We start from the raw sequence: 21157 nt of genomic DNA on the forward strand, positions 1-21157 counted from the left end.
TCGCACGTCAGGTCAACCCGGCGTGCGTGGTGGACGCGACCTCGACGACTTCGCCGTTGTCGTCGAGCTTCAACGCACCGGTGAGCAGGCCGACGACCTGGTTCATGCTGTGCGACTTCGGCGTCACCACGGCGACGCGCTTGCCGAGCCGGTGCACGTGGATGCGGTCGGCGATTTCGAAGACGTGCGGCATGTTGTGGCTGATCAGCACCACCGGCAGGCCGCGGTCGCGGATCCGGCCGATCAGCTCCAACACCTTCGCGGATTCGGCGACGCCCAGCGCGGCCGTCGGCTCGTCCATGATCACCGCTTTGGTGCCGAACGCCGCCGCGCGCGCCACCGCGACACCTTGCCGCTGGCCACCGGACAGCGTTTCCACCAGCTGCGAAATGGATTTGACCTTGATGCCGAGGTCGTCCAGGATCCGCTGCGCGTCGGTGCGCATGGCCGCGGTGTCGAGCTTGCGCAACCCGATGCCGAACGGGCCCTTCAGCCGCTTTTCCCTGCCGAGGAACATGTTCGACGCGATGTCCAGCGCCGGCGCGACCGCCAGATCCTGATACACCGTCTCGATTCCGTAATGCCGGGCGTCCAACGGGGACTTGAAGTGGACCGTCTTGCCGTCCACTTTGATCTCTCCGGCGTCCGGCACCACCGCACCGGACAATGCCTTGATGAGACTGGACTTTCCGGCCCCGTTGTCGCCGACCACGGCGAGCACTTCGCCGGGGTAGAGGTCGAAATCGGCGCCGTCGATGGCGGTGACCCGGCCGTAGCGCTTCACCAGGCCGCGCGCGGAAAGGGTCGGCTGCTGCTGCGTGGTAGTCATGACTGCTGCTGCCTCCGTGCGATCCGGTCCACGACCACCGCGGCGATCAGCAACGCGCCGGTCGCCAGGTCCTGGTAGTTGCCGTCCACGCCCATCTGCGTCAGGCCCGAGCGCAGCACCGCGACGACCAGCGCGCCGAACAGCGTGCCCAGCACCGAACCGCGGCCGCCGAACAGGCTCGTGCCGCCCAGCACCACGGCGGTGATCGAGTCGAGGTTGCCGAGCTGGAACTGGTTCGGGTCGGCGTTCGGCGTGCGGCCGAGCGCCTGCCACGCGGCGATGCCGAAGCACAGACCGGCGACCAGGTAGACCGACAGCACGGTGCGGTTGACCTTGATCCCGGACAGCCGCGCGGACTCCGGCGCGTTGCCGACGGCGTAAACGTGCTTGCCCCACGCGGTTTTCGTGAGTGCGTACCAGACGACGAGGAACATGAGCAGCGCGAGCGTCATGCCGTAGGTGATCGGGATGCCGCCGAAGAGGTACCGCTTCGTGCCGAGCCAGGTGAGCAGCCCGTCGGACACCGGAACCGCCTGGCCGCCTGCGAGCAGCTTCGCCACCGCGGTCAGGCCGGTGAACGTGCCGAGCGTGATGATGAAGGCGGGCAACTTGATCCGCGTCGCCAGGGTGCCGATGAACAGGCCGACGATGACAGTCAGCACGACCCCGGCCAGCAGGGCGAAGAAAACGTTCGTGACGGACGCCAGTTTCGCCATCACCAGCGTCGCCACGACCATCGACGACGCGTTGGAAAGGTCGATGCCCGCGATCAGGATGATCAGCGTCTGGCCGAGCGCGAGCGTGCCGACCACCAGCGACTGCTGGACCACTGTGGACAGATTGTCCAGGTCGAAAAAGGTGTCCGTGGCAAAGGAAAACACCACGATCGCCACGATCAGCGCCAGCGCCGGGCCGACCGCCGGGGCACGCAGGAAGAACTCGCCGAGCGTCTCGCGCTCGCGGTTGTTGACCGTCGCGCTCGTCATTTCCCGCCTCCCCAGCAGTTCTGCAGACCCCAGGCGGTGTCCTTGCTCGGAACACCCGGCATCGGGTGGTCGGTGATCGCCGTCGAACCGGTGTTGACGAACCCGCTCGGCTTCTTCCCGGTCTTCGCGTACTCGACCGCCGCGAGCACGCCCTGTTCGGCCATCTTCCGCGGGAACTGCATCACGGTGACGGCGAACTGGCCGGCCTTGACGTTCTGCACGCCTTCGCAGCCGCCGTCGATCGAGCCGACGGTGAGCTGTCCGTTGAGCCCACGCGCCTTCAGCGCCGCGTACGCGCCGCGGCCCATCGGCTCGTTCATCGTGTAGACCGCGTTGAGGTCGGTGGTGCGCTGCAGGAGGTTTTCCATGCCCTGCTGGGCGAGGCTCTGGTCGCCGTTGGCGGCGGTGTGGCCCTTGATCTCCGGCGCACCGTCCTTGAGCCCGATGCCCTTGAGGAACCCGCCGTGCCGCTGGGTGTCGACCGAACTGCCCGCGGTGCCGTCGACCATCAGCAGCTTCGGGTCCGCGCCCTTCAGCGCCGCCTTGACGTACGCGCCCTGCTGCTCGCCTGCCGCGAAGTTGTCGGTGGCGAAGGTGGCGTCGACCGCGTCCGGCGGTTCGGTGGCGGTGTCGAGGGCGATCACCAGGATGCCGGCGTCACGGGCGTCCTTGATGGCCTTGAGCACGCCGGTGGACGAACTCGGCGTGATCAGGATGGTGTTGACGCCCTGCTGCATCAGGTTCTCGATGGCGCGCACCTGACCGTCGTTGTCGCCGTCGAACTGCCCGGCGAGCGCACTGAAGTCAGCGCCGTTGGCCTTCGCCGCGGCAGCCGCGGCGTTGCGCAGTTCGACGAAGTACGGGTTGGTGTCGGTCTTCGTGACGAGGCCGACCTTGGCCTTGCCGCTGCCGCCGGTCTTGGAGCTGCCGCCCCAGTGGCGTTCGACGGTGCACCCGGCGGAGGAGACCGCGACAGCGGCCGCCAAGGCGAGTGCGGTGAGACTCCGGTGTCTCATGGAGATGCCCTCCGAATCGAGGTGCGAGCTTGCCGATGGACGGGAAGGTAGACAGACTCATGCCATGACGCAAGCGTTTGCGCAAACGCTTGCCAACGCTCCTGGTTTCGCTCTCTTGGTGAAGGACAGACATGCCGCGACCCCGCTCCGCCCGCCCGACCCAGCGCGACATCGCCGAAATGGCGGGCGTGTCGATCACGACGGTGTCCCACGTCGTCAACGGCACGCGGGCGGTGGCCGAGGAGACGAAAGCCGCGGTGCTGCGGGCGATCGAGACCACCGGGTACACCGGCGACGCGATCGCGCGCTCGCTGGTCACCGGGGGTACGCGGTCCATCGGGATGGCGATCTCGCTGGTCGCGAATCCGTACTTCGCGGCGCTGATGCACGCGATCGAGCGAGAGGCGTCGGCAAACGGATACACCGTGCTGCTGGCGGACACGCACGACACCGCGGGGACCGAACGGGACGTGGTGCGCGCGCTGCGGTCGCGGCGGGTCGACGGCCTGCTGATCACGCCCGCACCCGGCGACGGGTCGGTGCTCGGCGAACTGGTGTCGCTGGACGTGCCGACCGTGCTGATGGACCGGCTCACCACCCGGACCGACATTGACCAGGTCGGCGCGGAGAACATCCAGGCGACCTCGGCGTTGACCGCGCATCTGGCGTCGCTGGGCCATCGCCGGATCGGGATGATCTCCGGCGCGCCCGGCCTCACGACAAGCGACGAACGCGTGCTGGGCTACCGACTCGGCCTCGGCCGGTCGGGACTGAGCTGGTCGCCCGACCTGGTGGCGTGCGGACAGTCCTCTCGCGACGGTGGCGGCCTTGCGTTGAGCACGCTGCTGGCGCTGCCGGATCCGCCGACCGCGCTGGTGGTCGCCAACGACAGCATGATGGTCGGCGTCCTGCACGCGGCGCGGCGACGAGGTCTGCGGATCGGCCAGGACCTGCCCGTGGTGGTTTACGACGACGTCGAATGGGCTGATCTCGTCGACCCGCCGCTGACGACCATGGCCCAGCCGATCGACGAAATCGGCCGCCGGGCGGTCCAGTTGCTGCTGGCTCGACTGGCGGATCCCGGACGCCCCGCCGAGACTGTGCGGTTGCCGCCGACTTTGCGGCACCGGGCTTCGTGCGGGTGCGCGTAGCCGCCGGTCTTGACTGCCCGGCGTAACCAAGCATGCGCTTCGTTCACTCACCTCAGTGATTCTCGGGACCCGATCGTCGCGGACCCTCTCTTAGCCGGCCCGAAGGTGGCTACTGTTGGGTAGGTATCTACGACGAGGGCCATGAGAAATGACCGTTCTGGCACCGGAGGTCCCCCGCTGGGACCTGCCGGTCACCCATCGGTTCGGGGTGGCATTGGGGAGGCACGCCAGCCCGTACCACGACCAGCTGCTGCGCGCCATCCGCGGCGCTGCCGCGCGGGCGGGCTGCGACCTGCTGCTGGCCGACACCAGCGACTCGGCGCGCGAGGAAGCCGAGGTGCTGCGCGCGCTGCAGGCGGACCGCGTCGACGGCGTGCTGCTGGTGCCCGCCCCTGGTGACGAGGCGGTCGTGAACGGGCTCGTGCGCACCGGCGTGCCGACCGTGCTGGTCGACCGGATCGCCGGCCGCAACGACGTCGACCAGGTCGGGTCGGAGAACTTCCAGGCCATGTCCGCACTGGTGGAACACCTGGCCGCACGACGGCACCGGCGTATCGCGCTGATCACCGGCACGGAAGGCACTACCGTCAGCGAAGAACGCGCCCTCGGTTACCGCCTGGGCCTAGGCCGCGCCGGGCTGCGGTACCACCCGGAACTGGTCGCCTCCGGCCAATCCACCGCGGGCGGCGCCGCCCGAGCCGCGGCGAAACTCCTGGATGGTTGGCCTTCGCCTACTGCGCTGGTCGTCGCTGGTGAAGCGATGCTGATCGGCGTGCAGTGGGAAGCGCACCGCCGCGGAATCCGGATCGGATCGGAGCTGGCGGTGGTCGGTTACGGCGATATGGACTGGGCGCGCACGGTTTCGCCTGGCGTGACGACGATGGCGCAGCCGATCTCGGAGATTGGCCGCAGGGCGGTGCAGTTGTTGCTGGCGCGCTGCCGGGAGCCGGAGCGTCGGCCGGAGTCCGTTCGTCTCGCGCCGCGTTTCCTGCACCGCGCTTCTTGCGGTTGCTGAGTTTTTACAGCGTCGCGGCTGCCTCCAGCAGCATCCATCCTCCAATTTGGACAGAAAGGTCCCGCTCTGCTTTTCCTGGCGGGTTCTCTGCTGGTCGTGCCCACTCCGCACTGAACAGTGGTCCGGATTTCTCTTGCGCTGCCCCGTTCCAGCATGCTTCCGCTGACTGTTGCACGAGCTTCTTTGCCGTCTCCGCTTCCGGTCGTGGCAGGTTTTTCGCCGCAAGTGCTAGGTAGCGCGCCGAAATCGCGGAGAAGAGGCCGCCGTCGCCGCCTTCCGAGCCGGGGAGGATGCCGCCGGGTGCTCCGTGTTTTTCTACCGCTCGGATGGTGCGTGCTGCGTCGTCCCACCATTCCTGTTCGAGGCATGCGCCGAGGTAAACCCCTTGGCAGTACGAGAAAATATGCTTGACTACCTCGCCAGTGTCCGCCCTCTTCCCATCCCAGACGAGGCCGGTCTCCGGGTCGATCAGGGTGTCGGTGAGCCATTGCGTCATCGCGCGGGAACGTTCTTGATCACCCACACGAGCGTGAAAGATGGCAGCCGGACCGTTCGCCGGGGTATTCTTGAAGGAGTCGCCCCGCCGCCACCAGATTCCCCCGCCAAGGTCTTCTGTCCAGCCTTCATGCAGCCGTTTGTCGATGGCTTCGATCGCTTCGTCCACTGTCGATTCGTCCACTGTGGACAGTTTGAGTTGGCGTACTCGTTGCAGTGCTAACCCGAGCCAGGCGATGTCGTCGTAGTAGTCGTTGACCCAGGAGCCGAAGTTGCGCCGGTGCACCGTCGTGACGAACCGGCCGATCAGCCGTGCTCGGTCGTCGGTGGGGTCGCGGAGTTGGGCGTCGACGAGACTGTCGAGGAGATGGGCCTGCCACCAGTAGTTCCAGTGCCAGTGGAGCCGCTGGTCCACGGTGGGCGGCCAACCGCTGCGGCCGAGGACGGTGCCGGGCATGGCCCATAGGCGACGGAGGTGCCGGGCGCACACCGCCCGTTCGGCCGCCGCGGCTCGCTCGGCGGGGCCAGCCGTGCCGTTGCCAGGGTCAGCCGCGCCGTCGGCAGGACCTGTTGTGCGCTCGACGGGGTTGGTCGTGCCGTTGGCTGAGTCGGCCGCGCGCTCGGCGGGGCCGGTCGCATCGCCGCGCGCAGCAGGATCGGCGGGCTCGGACGGATCGGCGCTCATAAGCCGATTCTGCCTGCGCTGAGGGAAACTCGCCTTTCCACGACATCTGCGGACTGCCGAACAACGCGGGAGATCCGCGTCTGCGCCGGGCCGCCACCGTCGCTGCTGCCCGTTGGCCAACCATTGCCACACCGATCGCCCGAGAGACCGGTGAGCAGAACAGAGCGCTCTGGCAGCGCACCCTCGAGATGCTTGGCGCGAGTGCGCGGCCAGAGCCAAGTCTGGGTTCTCGTGAGTGTCTATACCGGTTCTAACCGGCGTAGCCACTCACAAGGCACCCGTCGGCGGCGGGGCGGGGGTCACCAGGCTTGGGACAGGTCCGCGTGCTGCCGAACCCAAGCGTGCATCACGATCCCCGCCGCGACGCCCGCGTTGATTGACCTCGTCGTGCCGAACTGGGCGATGGACACCACTTTCGCCGAGTCGGCCTGCGCGGCCTCGGACAGGCCGGGGCCCTCCTGGCCGAACAGCAACAGGCACTTGCGCGGCAACTCGGCAGTCTCCACCGGTTCGGCACCGGGCGTGTTGTCGACGGCCACCACCGTCAAACCCTCGGCCTTGGCGAATTCCAGCAGGCTCGAGACGTCCTCGTGGTGGCGGAGGTGCTGGTAGCGGTCCGTCACCATCGCACCGCGGCGGTTCCAGCGGCGGCGGCCGACGATGTGCACTTCCGCGGCGGCGAAGGCGTTCGCCGTACGGACGACCGTGCCGATGTTGTGGTCGTGTTGGAAGTTCTCGATCGCGACGTGGAACGGGTGCCGCCGGGTGTCCACATCGGACACGATGGCTTCGCGGCGCCAGTAGCGGTAGGCGTCGACCACGTTGCGGCGGTCGCCGTTGGCCAGGAGTTCGGGGTCGTAGCGCGGGTCGTCCGGCCAGGTGCCTGGCCACGGACCGACGCCGACCTCCTCGCGGTTCACCCACTCGGTGGGGCCCGCTTCGGGTTGTTCCGTCGTCACGAAGGACGATTCTCGCTCAGCCGAGGCTGACGCCGTGCGCCGGACTCTCGTCGTGACGGTGCCGCCAGCGCAAATACGCCCCGAGGTACGAGATGACCAGCACCGCCAGCGCTACCACGACCACCACCGGCAGCAGCGAACGCGGGATCACCGTGCCGTAGAGGTAATACGAGTTGAACCCGCCGGGCAGGTCGCCGAGCCCCTGCTGATGCCGGAAGAAATCCTCCAGCGCGGTGAGCGGGCACGGAATCGGCGTGACATTGACCAGCACGCCCCATACCGCAAAGAAAATGTGCCCGAAAATGACTTTCGGCCACCGCCAGGCGAGGAATCCGCCGAAGCCGATGAAGAGCAGGGCGAGGATGTGCACCGCCACGGTTACGTCGGCGAGAACGTGCGCGACCGTCGTGTCCACCTTCGCCCCCTTCCAGTGCACCCACCAGCGACGTTACTCCGATTACCCGCCCAGGGAGCGGGAAATAGGGGGACCTCGTGTGATGTTCGACCCACCGGAGCAACGAGTTCACCCGGCAGGTAACGGAGGGATCACTCCGGGTAGGAGACCCGCCGGAACACCGCCACGGGCGCTCCCGTCGCGGGGTAAATGACTCCGTTCCGTGCACGCGGACGGAGTGTGAATCGTCAGAGAAAGCGGCCGCGGAAAAACGGTTGACCGACGAGCAAGAAGGGCGGCGTCTCCGAGCCGCGGGGAGTCCAGGGGACGGCCGTGGCTAGCCCGCGCCGCCGTGGCCCGCCCTGGATCCGAACCGGGCCGGTTCAGGAGGGCAGAGAACGTTCAGCCAGTGAACGCTGCCCCGTCGATGTCCGTCACCACCAAGCGAATGCGCGCCGCAGCCCACTCCGTCCCGGCAAGGACCTCGCGCACCCGCGCCTCGGCAGCCGACAGCAAGGGCTGCAGCGGCAATCGCAAAGCCACCAACCGAACCTCCACTGACTCCGAGGTCAGATCCACCGACCCACCAGCCGGATCGGTCGGGAGCCAGCTGATCTCCGCGGCCACGCTCGTCGCGGGGCGGAGGCCGTCGAGGGCGGACAGAGCGTCGGCGATTCTTCCGGTCAGCGAACGCGGATCGGTCACTTCCGCCCCACTTCGATGTCCAAAATGGACACTCGGACGGCGTCCACGGAGCGGCCGGTCTGGGCGAGGACTTCCCGGAACACCGCCAGCTGCACCGCGCGGCCGACGGCGGCGGCTTGGTCCGCGCCCGAGATGACCACGTCGACCTCGACCGTCACGCGGTCTTCATGAGCGCGGACTCGGACGCCGTCCACCGGAGCCGGTTCCAGCCCCTTCCAGCGTTGCCGGGCTTCACGGGCCCAGGCGGTCGCCAAGCCGCGCAGGCCGGGTTCCAGGCGCACGACTCCGGCGGTTTCGGCGGCCGCCCGGGCGGCGACGCTCGCGATCACCGGGGCGGCGATCACGTATTCGGCGGTCATTCCCCGTCCTCGTACACGTCTTCCACCAGCAGATCCAGGCTTACCAACGAAATACCCACTCGCGAGGTCGCGGCGGCCGACACCAGTTCTCGTACGCGGGCCAACGTGTCAGCGCCGCTGGTGTTCCCCAGACGCGTCGTGAGGGTGAGTTCGACCTCGACCCGCGCCGCACCAGAGGAGTCGACCCCGACCTTTCGCACCCGCACGCGGCGGGCGCGGACGTTGCCGGCGGAGTCGGCGGCGTAGCGGAGCACGACCGCGACCGCTTGCTCGCTCACTTCGACGGAGCCCGGTTCGGCGGCGGGAAGGTCCAGCATCTGGCCGCGGCGCACCTCGGCGCGGACGGCCGACATGATCCGTCCTACCAGGTCCGGCGGGGTCGGGTCGGGCTCGTCGATCAGCTCCCGCGTCGCGGAGCGCAGGGCCAGCAGGCTTTCCCGCGCGGTACGGCAGTGGACACAGTCCGCCTGGTGCTCGTCGGCCTCGTCCAGGTTCTCCCAGAGCGTCTCCAGTTCCCGGCCGCACGGCAATTCGTAGTCTTGGTTCACCTCCACGGCTTCATCACCTCCGCCAGCTGCGCACGGGCCCGGGCAATGCGCCCTCGGACCGCGGTGGGGTTCGCGCCGACGATCTCGCTGATCTCGTCATACGACCGGCCGTGCACTTCACGCAACAGCCAGCACGCCCGCTGCTGCGGGGTGAGCGTCTGAAGCGCCTCGTCGAGCGCCGCGAGCTGGCCGCTGACCTGCACCGCGTGCTCGGGCTGAGTGTCGCGCCGCGGGGATTCGGCCAGGTCGAGGTCGACATCGGCCTGCGGGCGGCGCGCCCGGATCACGTTGAGGCAGCGGTTGGTCGTTCCGCGGTACAGCCAGCCGACGAACGCCTTGTCGTCGTTCAGCTGCGGCAGCTTCCGCCACGCGCCGAGGAACGCTTCTTGCACTACGTCCTCGGCGTCGCCGCGGTGGCGCAGCATTTTCAGGGCAAGACGGAACATCTGGCCCTGATAACGCAGCACGAGCTGTTCGTACGCGCGTACGTCACCGTCTCGCGCACGGCCGACGAGGGTGGCGTCGTCGAGCGGGACACTGGTCGTGGTCACGGCACCCCCTTCCGTCAGGGGGACACCGCGGGGCGGGCATTCGTCACGCACGCATTGTGAGTGACTCCGCCCACTCTCGCTCAGTTGAGCCCGAGGTCGTCCTTGCCCAGCAGGTACCGGTACTCGAGCCCGGCCTTCTCGATGGCTTCCCGCGCGCCGGTGTCGCGGTCGACGACCGTCGCGACGCCGACCACGGTGGCCCCGCCTTCGCGCAGCGCCTCGACCGCGGTGAGCACGCTGCCGCCGGTGGTGGAGGTGTCCTCGACGGCCAGCACCCGCTGCCCGCGCACCTCCACGCCCTCGATCCGGCGCTGCATCCCGTGTTCCTTGATCGCCTTGCGGACGACGAACGCGTCGAGCACCACGCCCTCGGCCGCCGCCGAGTGCAGCATCGCCAGCGCCACCGGGTCCGCGCCGAGGGTGAGCCCGCCCGTCGCGACGTAGTCCCAGTCAGCGGTGAGCTGCCGCAGCAACTTGCCGATCAGCGGGGCGGCCGCGTGCTGCAGCGTCGCCCGGCGGAGATCGACGTAGTAGTCGGCTTCCTTGCCCGAGGACAAGGTGACCTTGCCGTGCACGACGGCCAGTTCGCTGACCAGCCTGGCCAGTTCGAGCTTCGCAGTTTGATCCAACCCGGGGTACGCCACGGCCGAGAGTCTTACACACGCCACCGACAACTTCCGCGCGTCACTCCCCGGTCGCGACCGCCGTCACCGGACGCGTCCGCGTCGCCACCCAAGCGGGGAGGACCGCGGCGGTCAGCGCGAGCACGATCGCGGTCCCGATGATCACCAGGTAGATGGACACCGGCCCGTCCGGCAGCACCCGGCCGGTCGCGACGAGACAGAACGGCACGATCGCGCCCGCCGACACCACGGTGCCCAGCAGGATGCCGATCGCGGCGATCAGGCCGCCCTCGCCCGCGGCCATCCGCAACACCTGGCCGCGGGTGAAACCGCCGAGCCGCTGCAGGCCGAATTCCCGCCGCCGCCGTGAAGTCGCCATGACCAGGGTGTTCACCACGGAGATCACCGTGTAGCCGACGATCATGCCGACCAGCAGGTAGTTCACCCACGCCCCGGTCTCGTTGCCCTTGGCGGCTGTGGCGGTCAGGGTGTTCCGGTCGCCGACCGACACCGGGAAACCGGCGGTCGCGGCGGTCAGGCTCTGGGTCAGCCGGGCCTGGTCGACGCCGGGGGCGGCGCGGACGAGCATTTGCCGGGGGAGACCGGCGGCGGTGTGCGCGGCGAGCAGGCCGGCGGGCAGCAGGAGCTGTTCGGCGCCATCCCGCTGTTGCACGATCGCGACGATGCGAAGGGTCCGGTCGGTCCCGTCGCCGAAACGGAGCGTGACGGAATCCCCGACCGACCGGGACACCTCGGCAGCGTCGGGCAGCGCGATCGTGTCGCCTTTGAGATCGGCGAGGTTGCCGTGCACGACCGTCGCCGCGGTGGTGGTCTCGTCGGTGAGACCCAGCGCCGGGTAGCCCTTCTTGGTCTGGTTCTCGTCGAACGGCGCGGTGATGAATGCCCGGCTGCTGACGTACGTCGAGACCGCCGCGACGCCGTCCGCGTGCCGGACGCGGTCGACCGCCTCGGGCGAAACCCCGGTGGGACCCGCGACGACCGCGTCGGCACGGAGATCTTCGGAGAAGGCCTGCGCGGCAGCGGCGGTGGTCGTGGTCTGCAGGTAGATGTTGGCGGTCGCGATGCCGACGGCGAGCATGATCGGCGAGACCGCGCCGGCCACCCGGGTGGCCGCGTTGCGCGTGTTGGTAATCGCCAGCCAGCCGGTGACGCCGCTGAACAGGCGCATCGGGCCCTGCAACAGGATCGCGGTCAGCTTCGTGACGCCCGGACTGATCATCGCGACGCCGATCGCCCACAGCATCACCGCCGGACCCGCCGTGCTCGCCGCGATGGGTCCCGTCATCACCGCGAGCGTGACGATGCCCAGCGCGGTGCCGCCGCCGAAGCACAGCACGGCGACGATCAGCCGAAGCGGAGTCAACCAGCCGCGCGGCACGGAATCCTCGGCGAGCGCTTCGGTCGGCCGGATGCGGCCGACCCGGAATCCGGCGACCAGCGCGGAAATCCCGACGGCGAGCAGTGTCGCGCCCGCCGCGATGATCATCGGAATCCAGCCCTGGTGGAACTGCACCTCGGGCGGAATGAACCCGCCGGAGGTGAACTGTCCGAACAGCCATCCGCCGAACACCGGACCCAGCGCGGCCGCGACTCCGGTCGCCAGCACGCCGATGACCAGCGCTTCGCCGAGAACCATCCGACGCAACTGCCGCGGTGTCGTGCCGATCGCGCGCAGCAGAGCCAATTCCCGCTGCCGCTGGCGCACCGACAGCATGAGCGTGCTGGCGATGACGAACACGGCGACCAAGATGGACAGTCCGCCAGCGACACCGGACAGCGGGATCAGCCGATCACCGCTCGCTTGCGCCTCCGGAAATTCGGCGAGGCCGCGCTCATCCCCAGTCAGCACGGAAACGCCAGGACCCAGCTGCAACGCGGCGGTATTGTCAGTGACGACACCGAAATAGTCGACTTCGCCGGGGTGTCCGGAGAACTGATCGGCCACGTCGTCGGCGAAGAACACGTCGGGGCGATCACTGACCTGAGCGACGCGGTATTGGCGCATCGATCCCTGCACGGCGAGGTCCACAGTGGATCCAACCGACACGCCACTAGCCGCGGGCAGCACCACTTCGTCGGCACGCGGCGCAGGGCCCGGCAGCCGAGCGGATTCCCAGCCGTGCGCGACGAGAGGCTGTTTGCCCAGCGATACCGGGAAATTCACCTCACCGACCACAGTGGACACCCCGGGCGTGGCGCGGATCTTCTCCGCCATCGACCGGTCCAGCCGGACCCGTTCCGACAGTGCGACCGACTGCGTCTTGGGCTTCTCTGCGTTCTTCCGCAGATCGAAATCCTGTTGTCCGGCAACGACAGCCGAAGCCCAGGCCAGCCGGTGCGGCGGCGTGGCGGACCGGATCCCGGTCTCCATCAGACCGGCGCAGGCGGACACGATCACCGCACCGAGGAAAGCGGCCACGAACGCGGCGATGAACCCGCCGGTGCGGAAACGCAAGGTGCGCAAGGCAAGACTGAACATCAGAAGCCGCCCACCGGCATCCGGTCGGCCCAGGCGCCGAGGTGTGTCATGCGTTCCGCGATCGCTGTCGCGGTCGGCCGGAGCAGTTCGCCGGCGACGCGGCCGTCAGCGAGAAAGACGACGCGGTCGGCGTAGGAGGCCGCGACTGGATCGTGCGTCACCATCACGACGGTCAGTCCGCCGCGCACCGATTCCGACAGCAGGCCAAGGATTTCGCCGGCGGTACGAGTGTCGAGCGCGCCGGTCGGTTCGTCGGCGAACAGCACCGCCGGCTGGCTGACCAGCGCGCGAGCGATCGCGACGCGCTGCTGCTGGCCGCCGGACAACTGGCCCGGCAGGTGCTTGCGCCGGTCGCTCAGCCCGACGTGCCCGAGCATTTCGGCGACGCGGTGCCGGTCCGCCCGGCGACCGGCCAGCCGCAGCGGCAGCACGACGTTCTGCTCGACGGTCAGCGCGGGCAGCAGGTTGAACGCCTGGAAGACGAACCCGACCTTGTCGCGGCGCATCTTCGTCAACTGGGTCTCGGAGAGTTTGCCCAGCTCCTGGTCGTCGAGCAGCACCGAACCGCTCGTCGGCCGGTCGAGTCCGGCCGCGCAGTGCAGGAACGTGCTCTTGCCCGAGCCCGACGGGCCCATCACCGCGGTGAACCCGCCGCGCGGAAAAGACAGGCTCACCCCGTCCAGTGCCGTGACCCGGCCGTATTCCTTGCGGACGGATTCGAGCCGCACCGCTTCCCCAGTCGCCATGGAGAAAACGCTATGGCCTGCCGGGGGAAAACACCCTGGGGCAAGCACTCCGGGACAGGGTGGGGCTGGCCCTACCCCTCAGGTGCGGCGGCGGTTGCCCATTCCGCCCGCGAGCTTGCGCAGCACCGGCCTCGGCAGCAGTCCGCCGATCCCGACCAGGGCTTTGTACTGCAGGCTCGGCACCGAGAGCACCTTGCCGCGACGCAGGTCAGCGAGGGCTTCGTCGACGACCTGGGCCACGTCGAGCCAGAGCGCCTTCGGGCCCTCCCGCCGCAGACCGGCGCGCTCGTGGAACTCGGTGTAGGTGAAGCCGGGGCACAGCGCCATCATCCGCACGCCCTTCGGCAGCGACATCGCGATGCCCTCGGTGAACGACGTGACCCAGTTCTTGCTGGCGGTATATGTCGAACCGCGGCCGGAAAAGAAACCAGCGACACTGCTGACATTGATCACGGCGCCGTGCTTGCGATCGACCATGCCCGGCAGCGCCGCCCGGGTCAGCTGCAGCACAGCGGTCACGTTCACGTCGAGCTGCCGCTGCAGATCCTCGGCCGGAATCTCCCAGAACTCGCCGCTCAGGCCGAAGCCCGCGTTGTTGACCAGCAGGTCGATCGCCTGGTTCTCGAGCAGCTCCGCGACCTGGCCTCGGCCGTCCACTTCGGACAGATCAGCGGACAGCACGGTTACCTCGACACCGTGCTCCGCGCGCAGCTGCCCGGCCAGCGCGTTCAGCCGTTCCTCGTCCCGGGCGACCAGGACGAGATCGTGCTTCTCGGCGGCGAGCCGGCGCGCGAATTCCGCGCCGATGCCCGCGGTGGCTCCGGTGATCAAGGCAGTGGTGGTCATGTGGGTGAAGCTACCCGTTTTTCAGCTGCGTTCGCGTTGGCGGCGCAGTATGGTCCGGCGCATGGGCAAGCACACCAAGCGGACGCCCGGATATCTGCCCCGGATGGCCGCCGGTGCGGCGCCCCTCGCTCTGTTGCTCGCCGGCCCGGCCGCGGCGCTGGCGGACACCCCGCGTGAGGGACTGCCGCTCGACCTGCACCAGCAAGGTTCCTCCTCCGACTTCCAGTTCACTCGCGACGAGACAGTCGCGACGCGCGACCTGCCGGCGTCCGCCGCGTCGAACCTGCGCCAGACGTTCGACCCGAATGCCGCCGGGCAGTCCCAGACCCACGACCTGCGTCTCGGCGAGCCGGGCCGCGCGGTCACCGGCAACGATCTCGGCGTGCACCACACGCAGCCGTTCGACGGCGCGCACGTAGCCGGTCTGGACCAGTCGATGCGGCACGGCGTCCAGCTGCCGTACGGGGTCGACGCGCTCTCCAGCAGCAAGACGGGCGGCGAGACTGGTCTGGCCGGCCGGTTCTCCGGCGACCTGATGAGCGGCACCCGCGTCGAACGCACCTCCGCCGACGCCGTCGACCTCGGCCCGGCGGGCTCGGTCGTCGCGAACTCGGACGAAGCCGTCCTCGGCCAGTTCACCGGCCAGCTCGACGTGACACGGCTGGAGTCCACCGAGCGGCACAGCGTGTCCGGCGACCTCGGCCCGGTGCACACGCTGGCCGCGACGAGCCAGTCGACCGCGGAGCGCACGGACCGGTTCCACGGCGAACTGTCGGCCGCGGACCTCGCGGCGGCGCGGACGAGCACCGCTACTACCCTGGGTATTCCGGTTACCCGGAGCCAGCACGTGGGCGCGGAGGTGCTCGGAAATCCGGTCATCGACAACGGATGGACAGTTTCCGGGCCGCCGTTCACTTTCTCGCCCGGCTGAGTTCATCGACTTGCCGAGTCCGCTTTCGGCAACCGAGTCCGGACCGTTTCCGGATCGTGAAACGGCCCTCGGCACAAGCCGTCGCGAGCCGATCCGCGTCACCCGTTCGCCGTAAGTCGGGCCGCGTTTCCTTTACCCACCGTGGCTATTCACCGGGGAATTCCCGGCTCGACCAGGTGGGGCCGCCTCCGGGAGAGTCCCCAGCGGGAGGCCCGCATCCGCTTGGATAGCCTGCGGGGCGTGGTCGACCTCGAATCCGTTGCCGCCGAATCGGCGTCTCCGACAGCTATCGGCAAGAGCCAAGCCGGGCGTCGGGCGCGGTTGCTCGCTGCGGTTTTCGGAATCGCCGGCGCGATTCTCGCGATCGCGGTCCCGTTCCTGCCCGTCACGCTTGAGCAAACGACCCTCGACTGGCCGACCGCCCAGGGCACCAGAGCGGTGTCCGCCCCGCTGACCGCCCAGGCGCCGATCTCGCTCGACGCGAAGGTCCCGTGCGCGACCGCGCGGGCGCTCGACGCGCGCACCGACGGCAGTGCCGTGCTGTTCAGCACCAATCCGCCGAACTCCAGCATCGGCACCGTCACCGGGATGTCCCTGCAGGTCGGCGACGGCCAGCTCACGCTCTCCTCACAGGGCCAGCAACTCGGCGCGGCCCCGGTCGGCGACGGCGATTGCACGATCACCGTGCACACCGACGCGAAACACACCACAGCGTCCGTCGGCGGGACCCGGCTGGCGGACGTCACCGACGACCACCGGCCGCAGGTCACCGGCTTCTACTCAGACCTCACGAACCAGGACGACACGCACGGCCTGTCGGTCTCCGCGCAGGTCGACAACCGCTGGGCCAGCACCGCGACCGGCATCAAGCTGGCCGCCATCGTCCTGTCGGTGCTCTGCTTCATCGGCGCGGTGCTCGCGCTGTACCGCCTCGACCGGCTCTCCGGCCGACGCGCGACCCGGCTGGCCGCGCGCGGCTGGTGGAAGCTGAAATTCCTCGACGTAGCCGTGCTCGGCACGCTCGGCGTCTGGTGGCTGATCGGCGCGATGACCGCCGACGACGGCTACTTCACGACCATGGCGCGCGTCCGCGGCGACGCCGGGTACATCGGCGAGTACTACCGGTGGTTCGCCGCGCCGGACGCGCCGATGGCGTGGTTCGTCGATGTCTACGCGGCCATGACCAAGGTCAGTTCGCTGTCGCCGTGGATGCGGCTGCCGTCGCTGTTGATGGGCGTCGCCTGCTGGATGTTGATCAGCCGAGGCGTGCTGCCCCGGCTCGGCAGGCAGGTGCGGATCAGCAGCGCGGCCGGCTGGGCGGCGGGCGCGGTCTTCCTCGCCTTCTGGCTGCCCTACGACAACGGCCTGCGCCCGGAAAACCTGGTCGCGCTGCTGTCGCTGATCACGATCTGCGCGGTCGAACGCGCGGTGGCGACCCGGCGGCTCGGCCCGGCGGCGGTCGGGCTGACCGTCGCGGCGCTGTGCGTCTCGGTCAACCCGCACGGGCTGATGGCCGTGCTGCCGTTCGTGGTCGGCTTGAAACCACTGGCGAAGATCGTGCTCCGGCACGCCCGCCAGTTCGGCTGGGTACCAGTGCTCGCGCCGGTCGCCGCCGCCGGACTGGTGATCCTCGCGCTCATTTTCTGCGACCAGACGTTGAGCGGCACGCTCGAATCGGTGCGGCTGCGGTCCTCGCTCGGGCCGACCGGGGCCTGGTACAACGAGCTGGACCGGTACTCGATGCTGTTCAGCAACGGCCCGGACGGCTCGATGACGCGCCGGTTCCCGGTGCTGTTGATCTTCCTCTGCCTGGCGACCTGCGCGGTCGTGTTGTTGCGGCGAGGGAACATCCGCGGTGCCGCGCTCGGCCCGAGCCGCCGGCTGCTCGGCATCAGCGCACTGTCCTTTGTGGTCCTCGCGCTCGCCCCGACCAAGCACTCGCACCACTTCGGCATGCTGGTCGCGGTCGGCGGTCCGCTCGCCGCGCTCACTGCGTTGTCGACGAGCACGACGGTGCTGCTGTCGCGGCGCAACCGTGCCGCGTTCTTCGCCGGGTTGATGGTGATCGTCGCGCTGGCTTCCACCGGGCCGAACGCCTGGTGGTACGTCTCGGCGTGGGGCGTGCCGTGGTTCGACCTGCCTCCGCAGGTGTTCGGCATCAAGCTGAGCACGATGGCGCTAGTGGCGGCGGCGGTCGCGCTGACGATCGCGGCGATCGAGCACATGAAGCACAACGAGCACGAACCGTTCGTACCGCCCGCGCCGGTGGCGAAGTCCGATCTGGAAAACCGCGGCCGGGCGCTGCGGCTCGGGCTCGCGCCGCTGTCGACGGTGTGCGCGATTCTGGTGCTGTTCGAGATCGGCAGCATCGCCAAGGGCATCCAGAAACGCTGGGACACCTACAACATGGGTGCCGACAACATCCGCCAGCTGGCCGGGAAGAGCTGCGGGCTGTCCGACTACATCAAGGTCGAGCGCGACCCGAAGGCCGGGCTTCTCGAAGCCGCGCCGCAGCAGCCGCAGAACGCCGCGCCCGGCTGGCAGGTGCCCTCCGGCGCCGACCGCGGGACCACGCCGAACGACTGGCTGGCCAGCACCCAGAAGGGCTTCGTGACCAACGGCGGACTGCCGACGGACAACGCCGACCAATGGAAACCGCCGTACCAATTCGGCAAGGACGGCGCGCCGATCTGGGGCAGCTACCACCAGTCCGGCGACGGCGCGGCCGACCTGCGCACCCAGTGGTACTCGATCCCGGAGCGAGCGCGCGACGGTTCGGTGCCGATCGTGGTCGCCCTCGCGGGCAAGGCCGACGACCCGAACTCGCTGACCGCCGAATTCGGCAAGAACACCCCCGGCGGGTTCCAGGTACTCAGCCGCGAGCAGCTCGACGCGAAGAAGAAGGACACCAACTGGCGGGACGCGCGGGTCAGCGTGCCCGAGGGCGCCGACCAGGTGCGGATCGTGGCGAAGGGCCGCGGGCTCGGCAGCGAGGGCTGGTTCGCGTTCAGCGCGCCGCGGGCACCGAAGATCGCGAAGATGACCGACGTGGTCGGGCAGGACCCGGTGTTCCTGGAGTGGGCCGCCGCCGCGCAGCACCCGTGCCTGCGCCCGTCGTCGATCCACAACGGGATCGCCGAGGTGCCGAAGTACCGGATCAGCGCGGGCGACGATCTGCGCACGGTCGGCCGCTACTGGTCTTCCCCGGCGGGCGGCGGGCCGTTCGTGTGGATGAACGCGAGCGTGCAGATGCAGGCGTTGCCGACGTACCTGGAAGGCGACGTCGACCGGGACTGGGGGACGTTGTACGAGGTCTCGCCCGACGTCTCGAACGCGCTCCCGGCTTCGGCGGCGTTGCATCAGCAGTCGGTGACGCATTCCGGGATCTGGTCGCCGGGACCGCTGGCCAAGCCCGCCAACCCGACCGGCGAGACGTAAGTCCGTGAGGGGAACCCTGAGGGACTCTGATTCCCTCAGGGTTCCCCTCACGGACCTTCAGCAACCCGCAGCCGCCGCCCGTCAGCACAATCAAGCTTCGGGGTGCCCCACGCCAGCCCCCGAAGCAATGTCGCCGCCAGGCGACGAGCCCCGATCCCGAACGAACTGCTCGTTCATGATCAGAAACGCCCCAAGCCCGTGGAAGTCATTGGTCAGCCGCTTCCGCGCGAAGTAGAAATCCAAGTCCCCGACGTTCGTCCCTTCGCAAATATCGGTGATATTCGTCAGCCCATCCGACCCGACGGACACCTTCTGCAGCACCCCGGCATACCCGCGCTGGGCGACCGAGGCGTAGGAAGCAGGCAGATACCCGCGCTCGATCGCACGGGAGACGGTGAACGCGTACATCGAGGACGCGGACGTCTCCAGCCAGTTCCCGGCGTCCCCGCCGTGGTCGACGACCTGATACCACCGGCCGGTCCGCGGATCCTGGAACCGGCGATAGCCCTCCGCCAGGAATTGGACGATCCCGACCAGCTCCGGCCGTCGCGGGTGATCAGCGGGCAGGACCTCGAGGATGTCGATCGCCGCCATGCCGAACCACCCGATCGCGCGGGCCCAGTGGAAGCTGGAGTGCTTGCCGGGGCCGGTCGCCCACGGCTGGGTGCCGCTTTCGTCGTAGGCGTGGTAGATCAAGCCCTTCGCGGGTTCCTTGAGGTGTCCGAAGTAGACGGAAAGGTTCTTGGCGGACTCCTCGTAGCAGTACGTCGGATCATCGAAAACCTTGCCGTACAACGCGAGGAACGGCTGCGCCATGTACACGCCGTCGCCCCACAGCTGGTGCTGACGGCTGACCGCGTGCCACATTCCGCCGTCGCTCGTGCGCGGGTAGGTCTCGAAGCGTTTGCGCAGCTGGTCGGCGGCTGTGCGGTACTTGACGTCGCCGGTTTCGTTGTACAGCAACGGAAGCATCTGACAGGCGCGCATCGAGTCGAGGCTGCTGAAGCTGTTGGAGATGCCGTCGCCGGTGATGAAACGGTCGTACCAGGCGACGAGGTAATCGAGGTACTTGCGTTCCTTGGTGCGCCGGTAGAAGAGGTACTGGCCGTAGAAGTAGAGGCCGAGCGGGTAGCTCCAGCCGCCGATGGACGCCGGCGTGTAGCGCTTCATGGTGGAGTCGATGACGGCGCGGGACCAGTCGCGCGCGGTGCTCGCCGCCGCGGCTCCGGGCAGCGCGAGCGCGCCGAGCGCCGCCGCGGTCCCGGTCAGTACCGATCTTCTCGAGAGGGACATGCGGTGTCCTTCCTGCTGTCGGCGGCGGCGGGAAAGGGTTGCCGAACGACCTCTACTCGCCGGCGGAGCGGTCCGGCAAGGTTTCTGTCCGGGATGTCCGCCGTGATCGCCGGAAAGGCGCAGCGGGCCGTTCGATCAGCGGGAATCCGTCCGCAATGGACACCTGAGCCGGGCGATTAGCCGATTTGTCGACGCGACCTGGACGGTTTCCGGCCAAACGGGGCGCGCCGACACGGTGCGGCCGTCCCGGTAGGAGGGCTCGACAGCGATACCCTGACCGGCGTGGGTATCTCGGCGTGGATCTGGTTCGTCATCGCCGCCGTCGCGCTGGTGGCGGGGCTTGGCCTGCTCTTCGCGGACCGGGCCAGGGAGGGCTCGCGCAACCGTGAGCGGCAGCGCTGGGCCCAGTTGCGCGGCTGGCAGTTCGTGGAAGAGGACGAACGGCTGCCCCGGCAGTGGTCGGGGGGCGCGATCGGCTACTTCGGAGCCGACGCGGCGGTGAACGTCGTCGCGGGCTCCACCTTCACCTCCGACGGCCGCCGTCCGGTGTTCATCTTCGACATCGAGTCACAGGGCCAGGTGCCCGCGGTGGTCGTGGCCGTGCGCTGCAACAAGACGCACCGGGTGCCGGTCGAGATGTGGCTGTCGAGCGTGCCGTTCCAGCGCGAGAACATGCCGGAGATGCTCGGCCCGATCGGCCAGCGCTACGCCTTCGCGGACGATTCGGAGGGCGCGCGCCAGGTCATCACCCAGGACCTGGTCGACGCGGCCGACCAGTTGGGCGGCGACGTCGGCGTGGCCTGGCTGGAGAACGAGTGGGTGCTGGCGAGCGTCGTGCCGGGTGCGGGGCCGTCGCGGCTGGAGCGGCTGCTGCGCGATCTGGGCGAGATCGCCGACATCGTGGACCCGTTCGACGAGGACTACGACTCGAACCGCACGTGGACGCCTTCCGCGGGCACTCCGACTAGCGCTCCGTCTCCGGCGGACACGCAGGCGACACGTCCGGTCGACACCCGCGCGGTCGAGACGACGGCTCCTTCACCAGCCGATACACGGGCTACGGAGCGGCAGCCTTCGCCGCCCGCGC

The 21157-nt window shown here is 69.0% G+C and carries 19 protein-coding genes and 1 pseudogene; 5 read left to right on the forward strand and 15 right to left on the reverse strand.

Features of this window, described 5'->3' with window-relative positions; all coding sequences use genetic code 11:
- Positions 1-7: 7 nt before the first annotated feature.
- From D0D37_RS15235 to D0D37_RS15245, 3 genes are read right to left on the reverse strand one after another with little or no spacing between them, the layout of a single operon-like run.
- Positions 8-829 (reverse strand): ATP-binding cassette domain-containing protein, encoded by an 822-nt coding sequence (locus D0D37_RS15235; protein WP_116201185.1) that lies wholly within the window; start codon positions 827-829, stop codon positions 8-10.
- A complete protein-coding gene (locus D0D37_RS15240; protein WP_116201186.1) occupies positions 826-1815 on the reverse strand; it encodes an ABC transporter permease in 990 nt (329 codons plus the stop codon). Before D0D37_RS15240 ends, D0D37_RS15235 begins: the two co-directional genes overlap by 4 nt.
- Complete coding sequence (locus tag D0D37_RS15245) at positions 1812-2831, reverse strand: substrate-binding domain-containing protein (protein WP_116201187.1); 1020 nt, start codon at positions 2829-2831, stop codon at positions 1812-1814. The genes D0D37_RS15240 and D0D37_RS15245 overlap by 4 nt, the downstream gene beginning before the upstream one ends.
- 131 nt (positions 2832-2962) lie before the next feature.
- On the opposite strand from D0D37_RS15245, the gene D0D37_RS15250 reads away from it, so the two are divergent.
- The gene (locus D0D37_RS15250; protein ID WP_116201188.1) at positions 2963-3982 is read left to right on the forward strand and encodes a LacI family DNA-binding transcriptional regulator; all 1020 of its coding nucleotides are present in this window, start codon (positions 2963-2965) and stop codon (positions 3980-3982) included.
- A 148-nt stretch (positions 3983-4130) separates the two neighbouring features.
- Positions 4131-4997 carry a LacI family DNA-binding transcriptional regulator gene (locus D0D37_RS15255; RefSeq protein WP_116201189.1) on the forward strand — a complete coding sequence of 289 codons (867 nt, stop codon included), beginning with the start codon at positions 4131-4133 and terminating at the stop codon, positions 4995-4997.
- A gap of 4 nt (positions 4998-5001) precedes the next feature.
- Here the strand turns inward: D0D37_RS15255 and D0D37_RS15260 are convergent, their stop codons facing one another.
- From D0D37_RS15260 to D0D37_RS15310, 11 genes are all read right to left on the reverse strand, one after another.
- The gene (locus D0D37_RS15260) at positions 5002-5949 is read right to left on the reverse strand and encodes a glycoside hydrolase family 76 protein (protein WP_244223519.1); all 948 of its coding nucleotides are present in this window, start codon (positions 5947-5949) and stop codon (positions 5002-5004) included.
- 527 nt (positions 5950-6476) lie between these two features.
- Positions 6477-7136: a TrmH family RNA methyltransferase gene (locus D0D37_RS15265; RefSeq protein WP_116201191.1), complete on the reverse strand. Its 660-nt coding sequence runs from the start codon at positions 7134-7136 to the stop codon at positions 6477-6479.
- A 16-nt stretch (positions 7137-7152) separates the two neighbouring features.
- Positions 7153-7551: a DUF2784 domain-containing protein gene (locus D0D37_RS15270; protein ID WP_116201192.1), complete on the reverse strand. Its 399-nt coding sequence runs from the start codon at positions 7549-7551 to the stop codon at positions 7153-7155.
- Between the two features lie 381 nt (positions 7552-7932).
- Positions 7933-8235, reverse strand: coding sequence for a hypothetical protein (locus D0D37_RS15275; protein WP_116201193.1), 303 nt, complete (start codon positions 8233-8235; stop codon positions 7933-7935).
- A complete protein-coding gene (locus D0D37_RS15280; RefSeq protein WP_116201194.1) occupies positions 8232-8594 on the reverse strand; it encodes an Asp23/Gls24 family envelope stress response protein in 363 nt (120 codons plus the stop codon). The genes D0D37_RS15275 and D0D37_RS15280 overlap by 4 nt, the downstream gene beginning before the upstream one ends.
- Positions 8591-9148 (reverse strand): Asp23/Gls24 family envelope stress response protein, encoded by a 558-nt coding sequence (locus D0D37_RS15285; protein ID WP_116201195.1) that lies wholly within the window; start codon positions 9146-9148, stop codon positions 8591-8593. Before D0D37_RS15285 ends, D0D37_RS15280 begins: the two co-directional genes overlap by 4 nt.
- Entirely contained in the window at positions 9139-9693 is a 555-nt protein-coding gene (locus D0D37_RS15290; RefSeq protein WP_116201196.1) for an RNA polymerase sigma factor, read from the reverse strand. Before D0D37_RS15290 ends, D0D37_RS15285 begins: the two co-directional genes overlap by 10 nt.
- Positions 9694-9773: 80 nt before the next feature.
- Positions 9774-10337, reverse strand: a complete 564-nt coding sequence (gene pyrE, locus D0D37_RS15295) for an orotate phosphoribosyltransferase (protein WP_116201197.1) — start codon at positions 10335-10337, stop codon at positions 9774-9776.
- 40 nt (positions 10338-10377) lie between these two features.
- Positions 10378-12801, reverse strand: coding sequence for an ABC transporter permease (locus D0D37_RS15300; protein WP_341867984.1), 2424 nt, complete (start codon positions 12799-12801; stop codon positions 10378-10380).
- A gap of 14 nt (positions 12802-12815) precedes the next feature.
- Positions 12816-13562 (reverse strand): ABC transporter ATP-binding protein, encoded by a 747-nt coding sequence (locus D0D37_RS15305; protein WP_116201199.1) that lies wholly within the window; start codon positions 13560-13562, stop codon positions 12816-12818.
- Between the two features lie 78 nt (positions 13563-13640).
- Positions 13641-14408: an SDR family NAD(P)-dependent oxidoreductase gene (locus D0D37_RS15310; protein WP_116201200.1), complete on the reverse strand. Its 768-nt coding sequence runs from the start codon at positions 14406-14408 to the stop codon at positions 13641-13643.
- 61 nt (positions 14409-14469) lie between these two features.
- Between D0D37_RS15310 and D0D37_RS15315 the strand changes: the two genes are divergently transcribed.
- Entirely contained in the window at positions 14470-15339 is an 870-nt protein-coding gene (locus D0D37_RS15315; protein WP_167493535.1) for a hypothetical protein, read from the forward strand.
- Between the two features lie 240 nt (positions 15340-15579).
- Complete coding sequence (locus tag D0D37_RS15320) at positions 15580-18777, forward strand: arabinosyltransferase domain-containing protein (protein ID WP_208719961.1); 3198 nt, start codon at positions 15580-15582, stop codon at positions 18775-18777.
- 90 nt (positions 18778-18867) lie between these two features.
- On the opposite strand, the gene D0D37_RS15325 is transcribed toward D0D37_RS15320, so the two are convergent.
- Positions 18868-20070, reverse strand: coding sequence for a glycoside hydrolase family 88/105 protein (locus D0D37_RS15325; RefSeq protein ID WP_116201203.1), 1203 nt, complete (start codon positions 20068-20070; stop codon positions 18868-18870).
- A gap of 282 nt (positions 20071-20352) precedes the next feature.
- Between D0D37_RS15325 and D0D37_RS15330 the strand changes: the two are divergent.
- Positions 20353-21048 (forward strand): annotated as a pseudogene (locus tag D0D37_RS15330) (hypothetical protein); the annotation flags it as partial.
- Positions 21049-21157: the final 109 nt, after the last annotated feature.

The sequence above is a fragment of the Amycolatopsis circi genome (genome assembly GCF_003385235.1).
GTDB lineage: Bacteria > Actinomycetota > Actinomycetes > Mycobacteriales > Pseudonocardiaceae > Amycolatopsis > Amycolatopsis circi.

What these genes read in the sequence shown, in the direction of transcription:
- D0D37_RS15235 (WP_116201185.1), bottom strand. Translation starts at nt 829, where the DNA reads ATGACTACCACGCAGCAGCAGCCGACCCTTTCCGCGCGCGGCCTGGTG.
- D0D37_RS15240 (WP_116201186.1), bottom strand. Translation starts at nt 1,815, where the DNA reads ATGACGAGCGCGACGGTCAACAACCGCGAGCGCGAGACGCTCGGCGAG.
- D0D37_RS15245 (WP_116201187.1), bottom strand. Translation starts at nt 2,831, where the DNA reads ATGAGACACCGGAGTCTCACCGCACTCGCCTTGGCGGCCGCTGTCGCG.
- D0D37_RS15250 (WP_116201188.1), top strand. Translation starts at nt 2,963, where the DNA reads ATGCCGCGACCCCGCTCCGCCCGCCCGACCCAGCGCGACATCGCCGAA.
- D0D37_RS15255 (WP_116201189.1), top strand. Translation starts at nt 4,131, where the DNA reads ATGACCGTTCTGGCACCGGAGGTCCCCCGCTGGGACCTGCCGGTCACC.
- D0D37_RS15260 (WP_244223519.1), bottom strand. Translation starts at nt 5,949, where the DNA reads ATGCCCGGCACCGTCCTCGGCCGCAGCGGTTGGCCGCCCACCGTGGAC.
- D0D37_RS15280 (WP_116201194.1), bottom strand. Translation starts at nt 8,594, where the DNA reads ATGACCGCCGAATACGTGATCGCCGCCCCGGTGATCGCGAGCGTCGCC.
- D0D37_RS15305 (WP_116201199.1), bottom strand. Translation starts at nt 13,562, where the DNA reads ATGGCGACTGGGGAAGCGGTGCGGCTCGAATCCGTCCGCAAGGAATAC.
- D0D37_RS15310 (WP_116201200.1), bottom strand. Translation starts at nt 14,408, where the DNA reads ATGACCACCACTGCCTTGATCACCGGAGCCACCGCGGGCATCGGCGCG.
- D0D37_RS15315 (WP_167493535.1), top strand. Translation starts at nt 14,470, where the DNA reads ATGGGCAAGCACACCAAGCGGACGCCCGGATATCTGCCCCGGATGGCC.
- D0D37_RS15325 (WP_116201203.1), bottom strand. Translation starts at nt 20,070, where the DNA reads ATGTCCCTCTCGAGAAGATCGGTACTGACCGGGACCGCGGCGGCGCTC.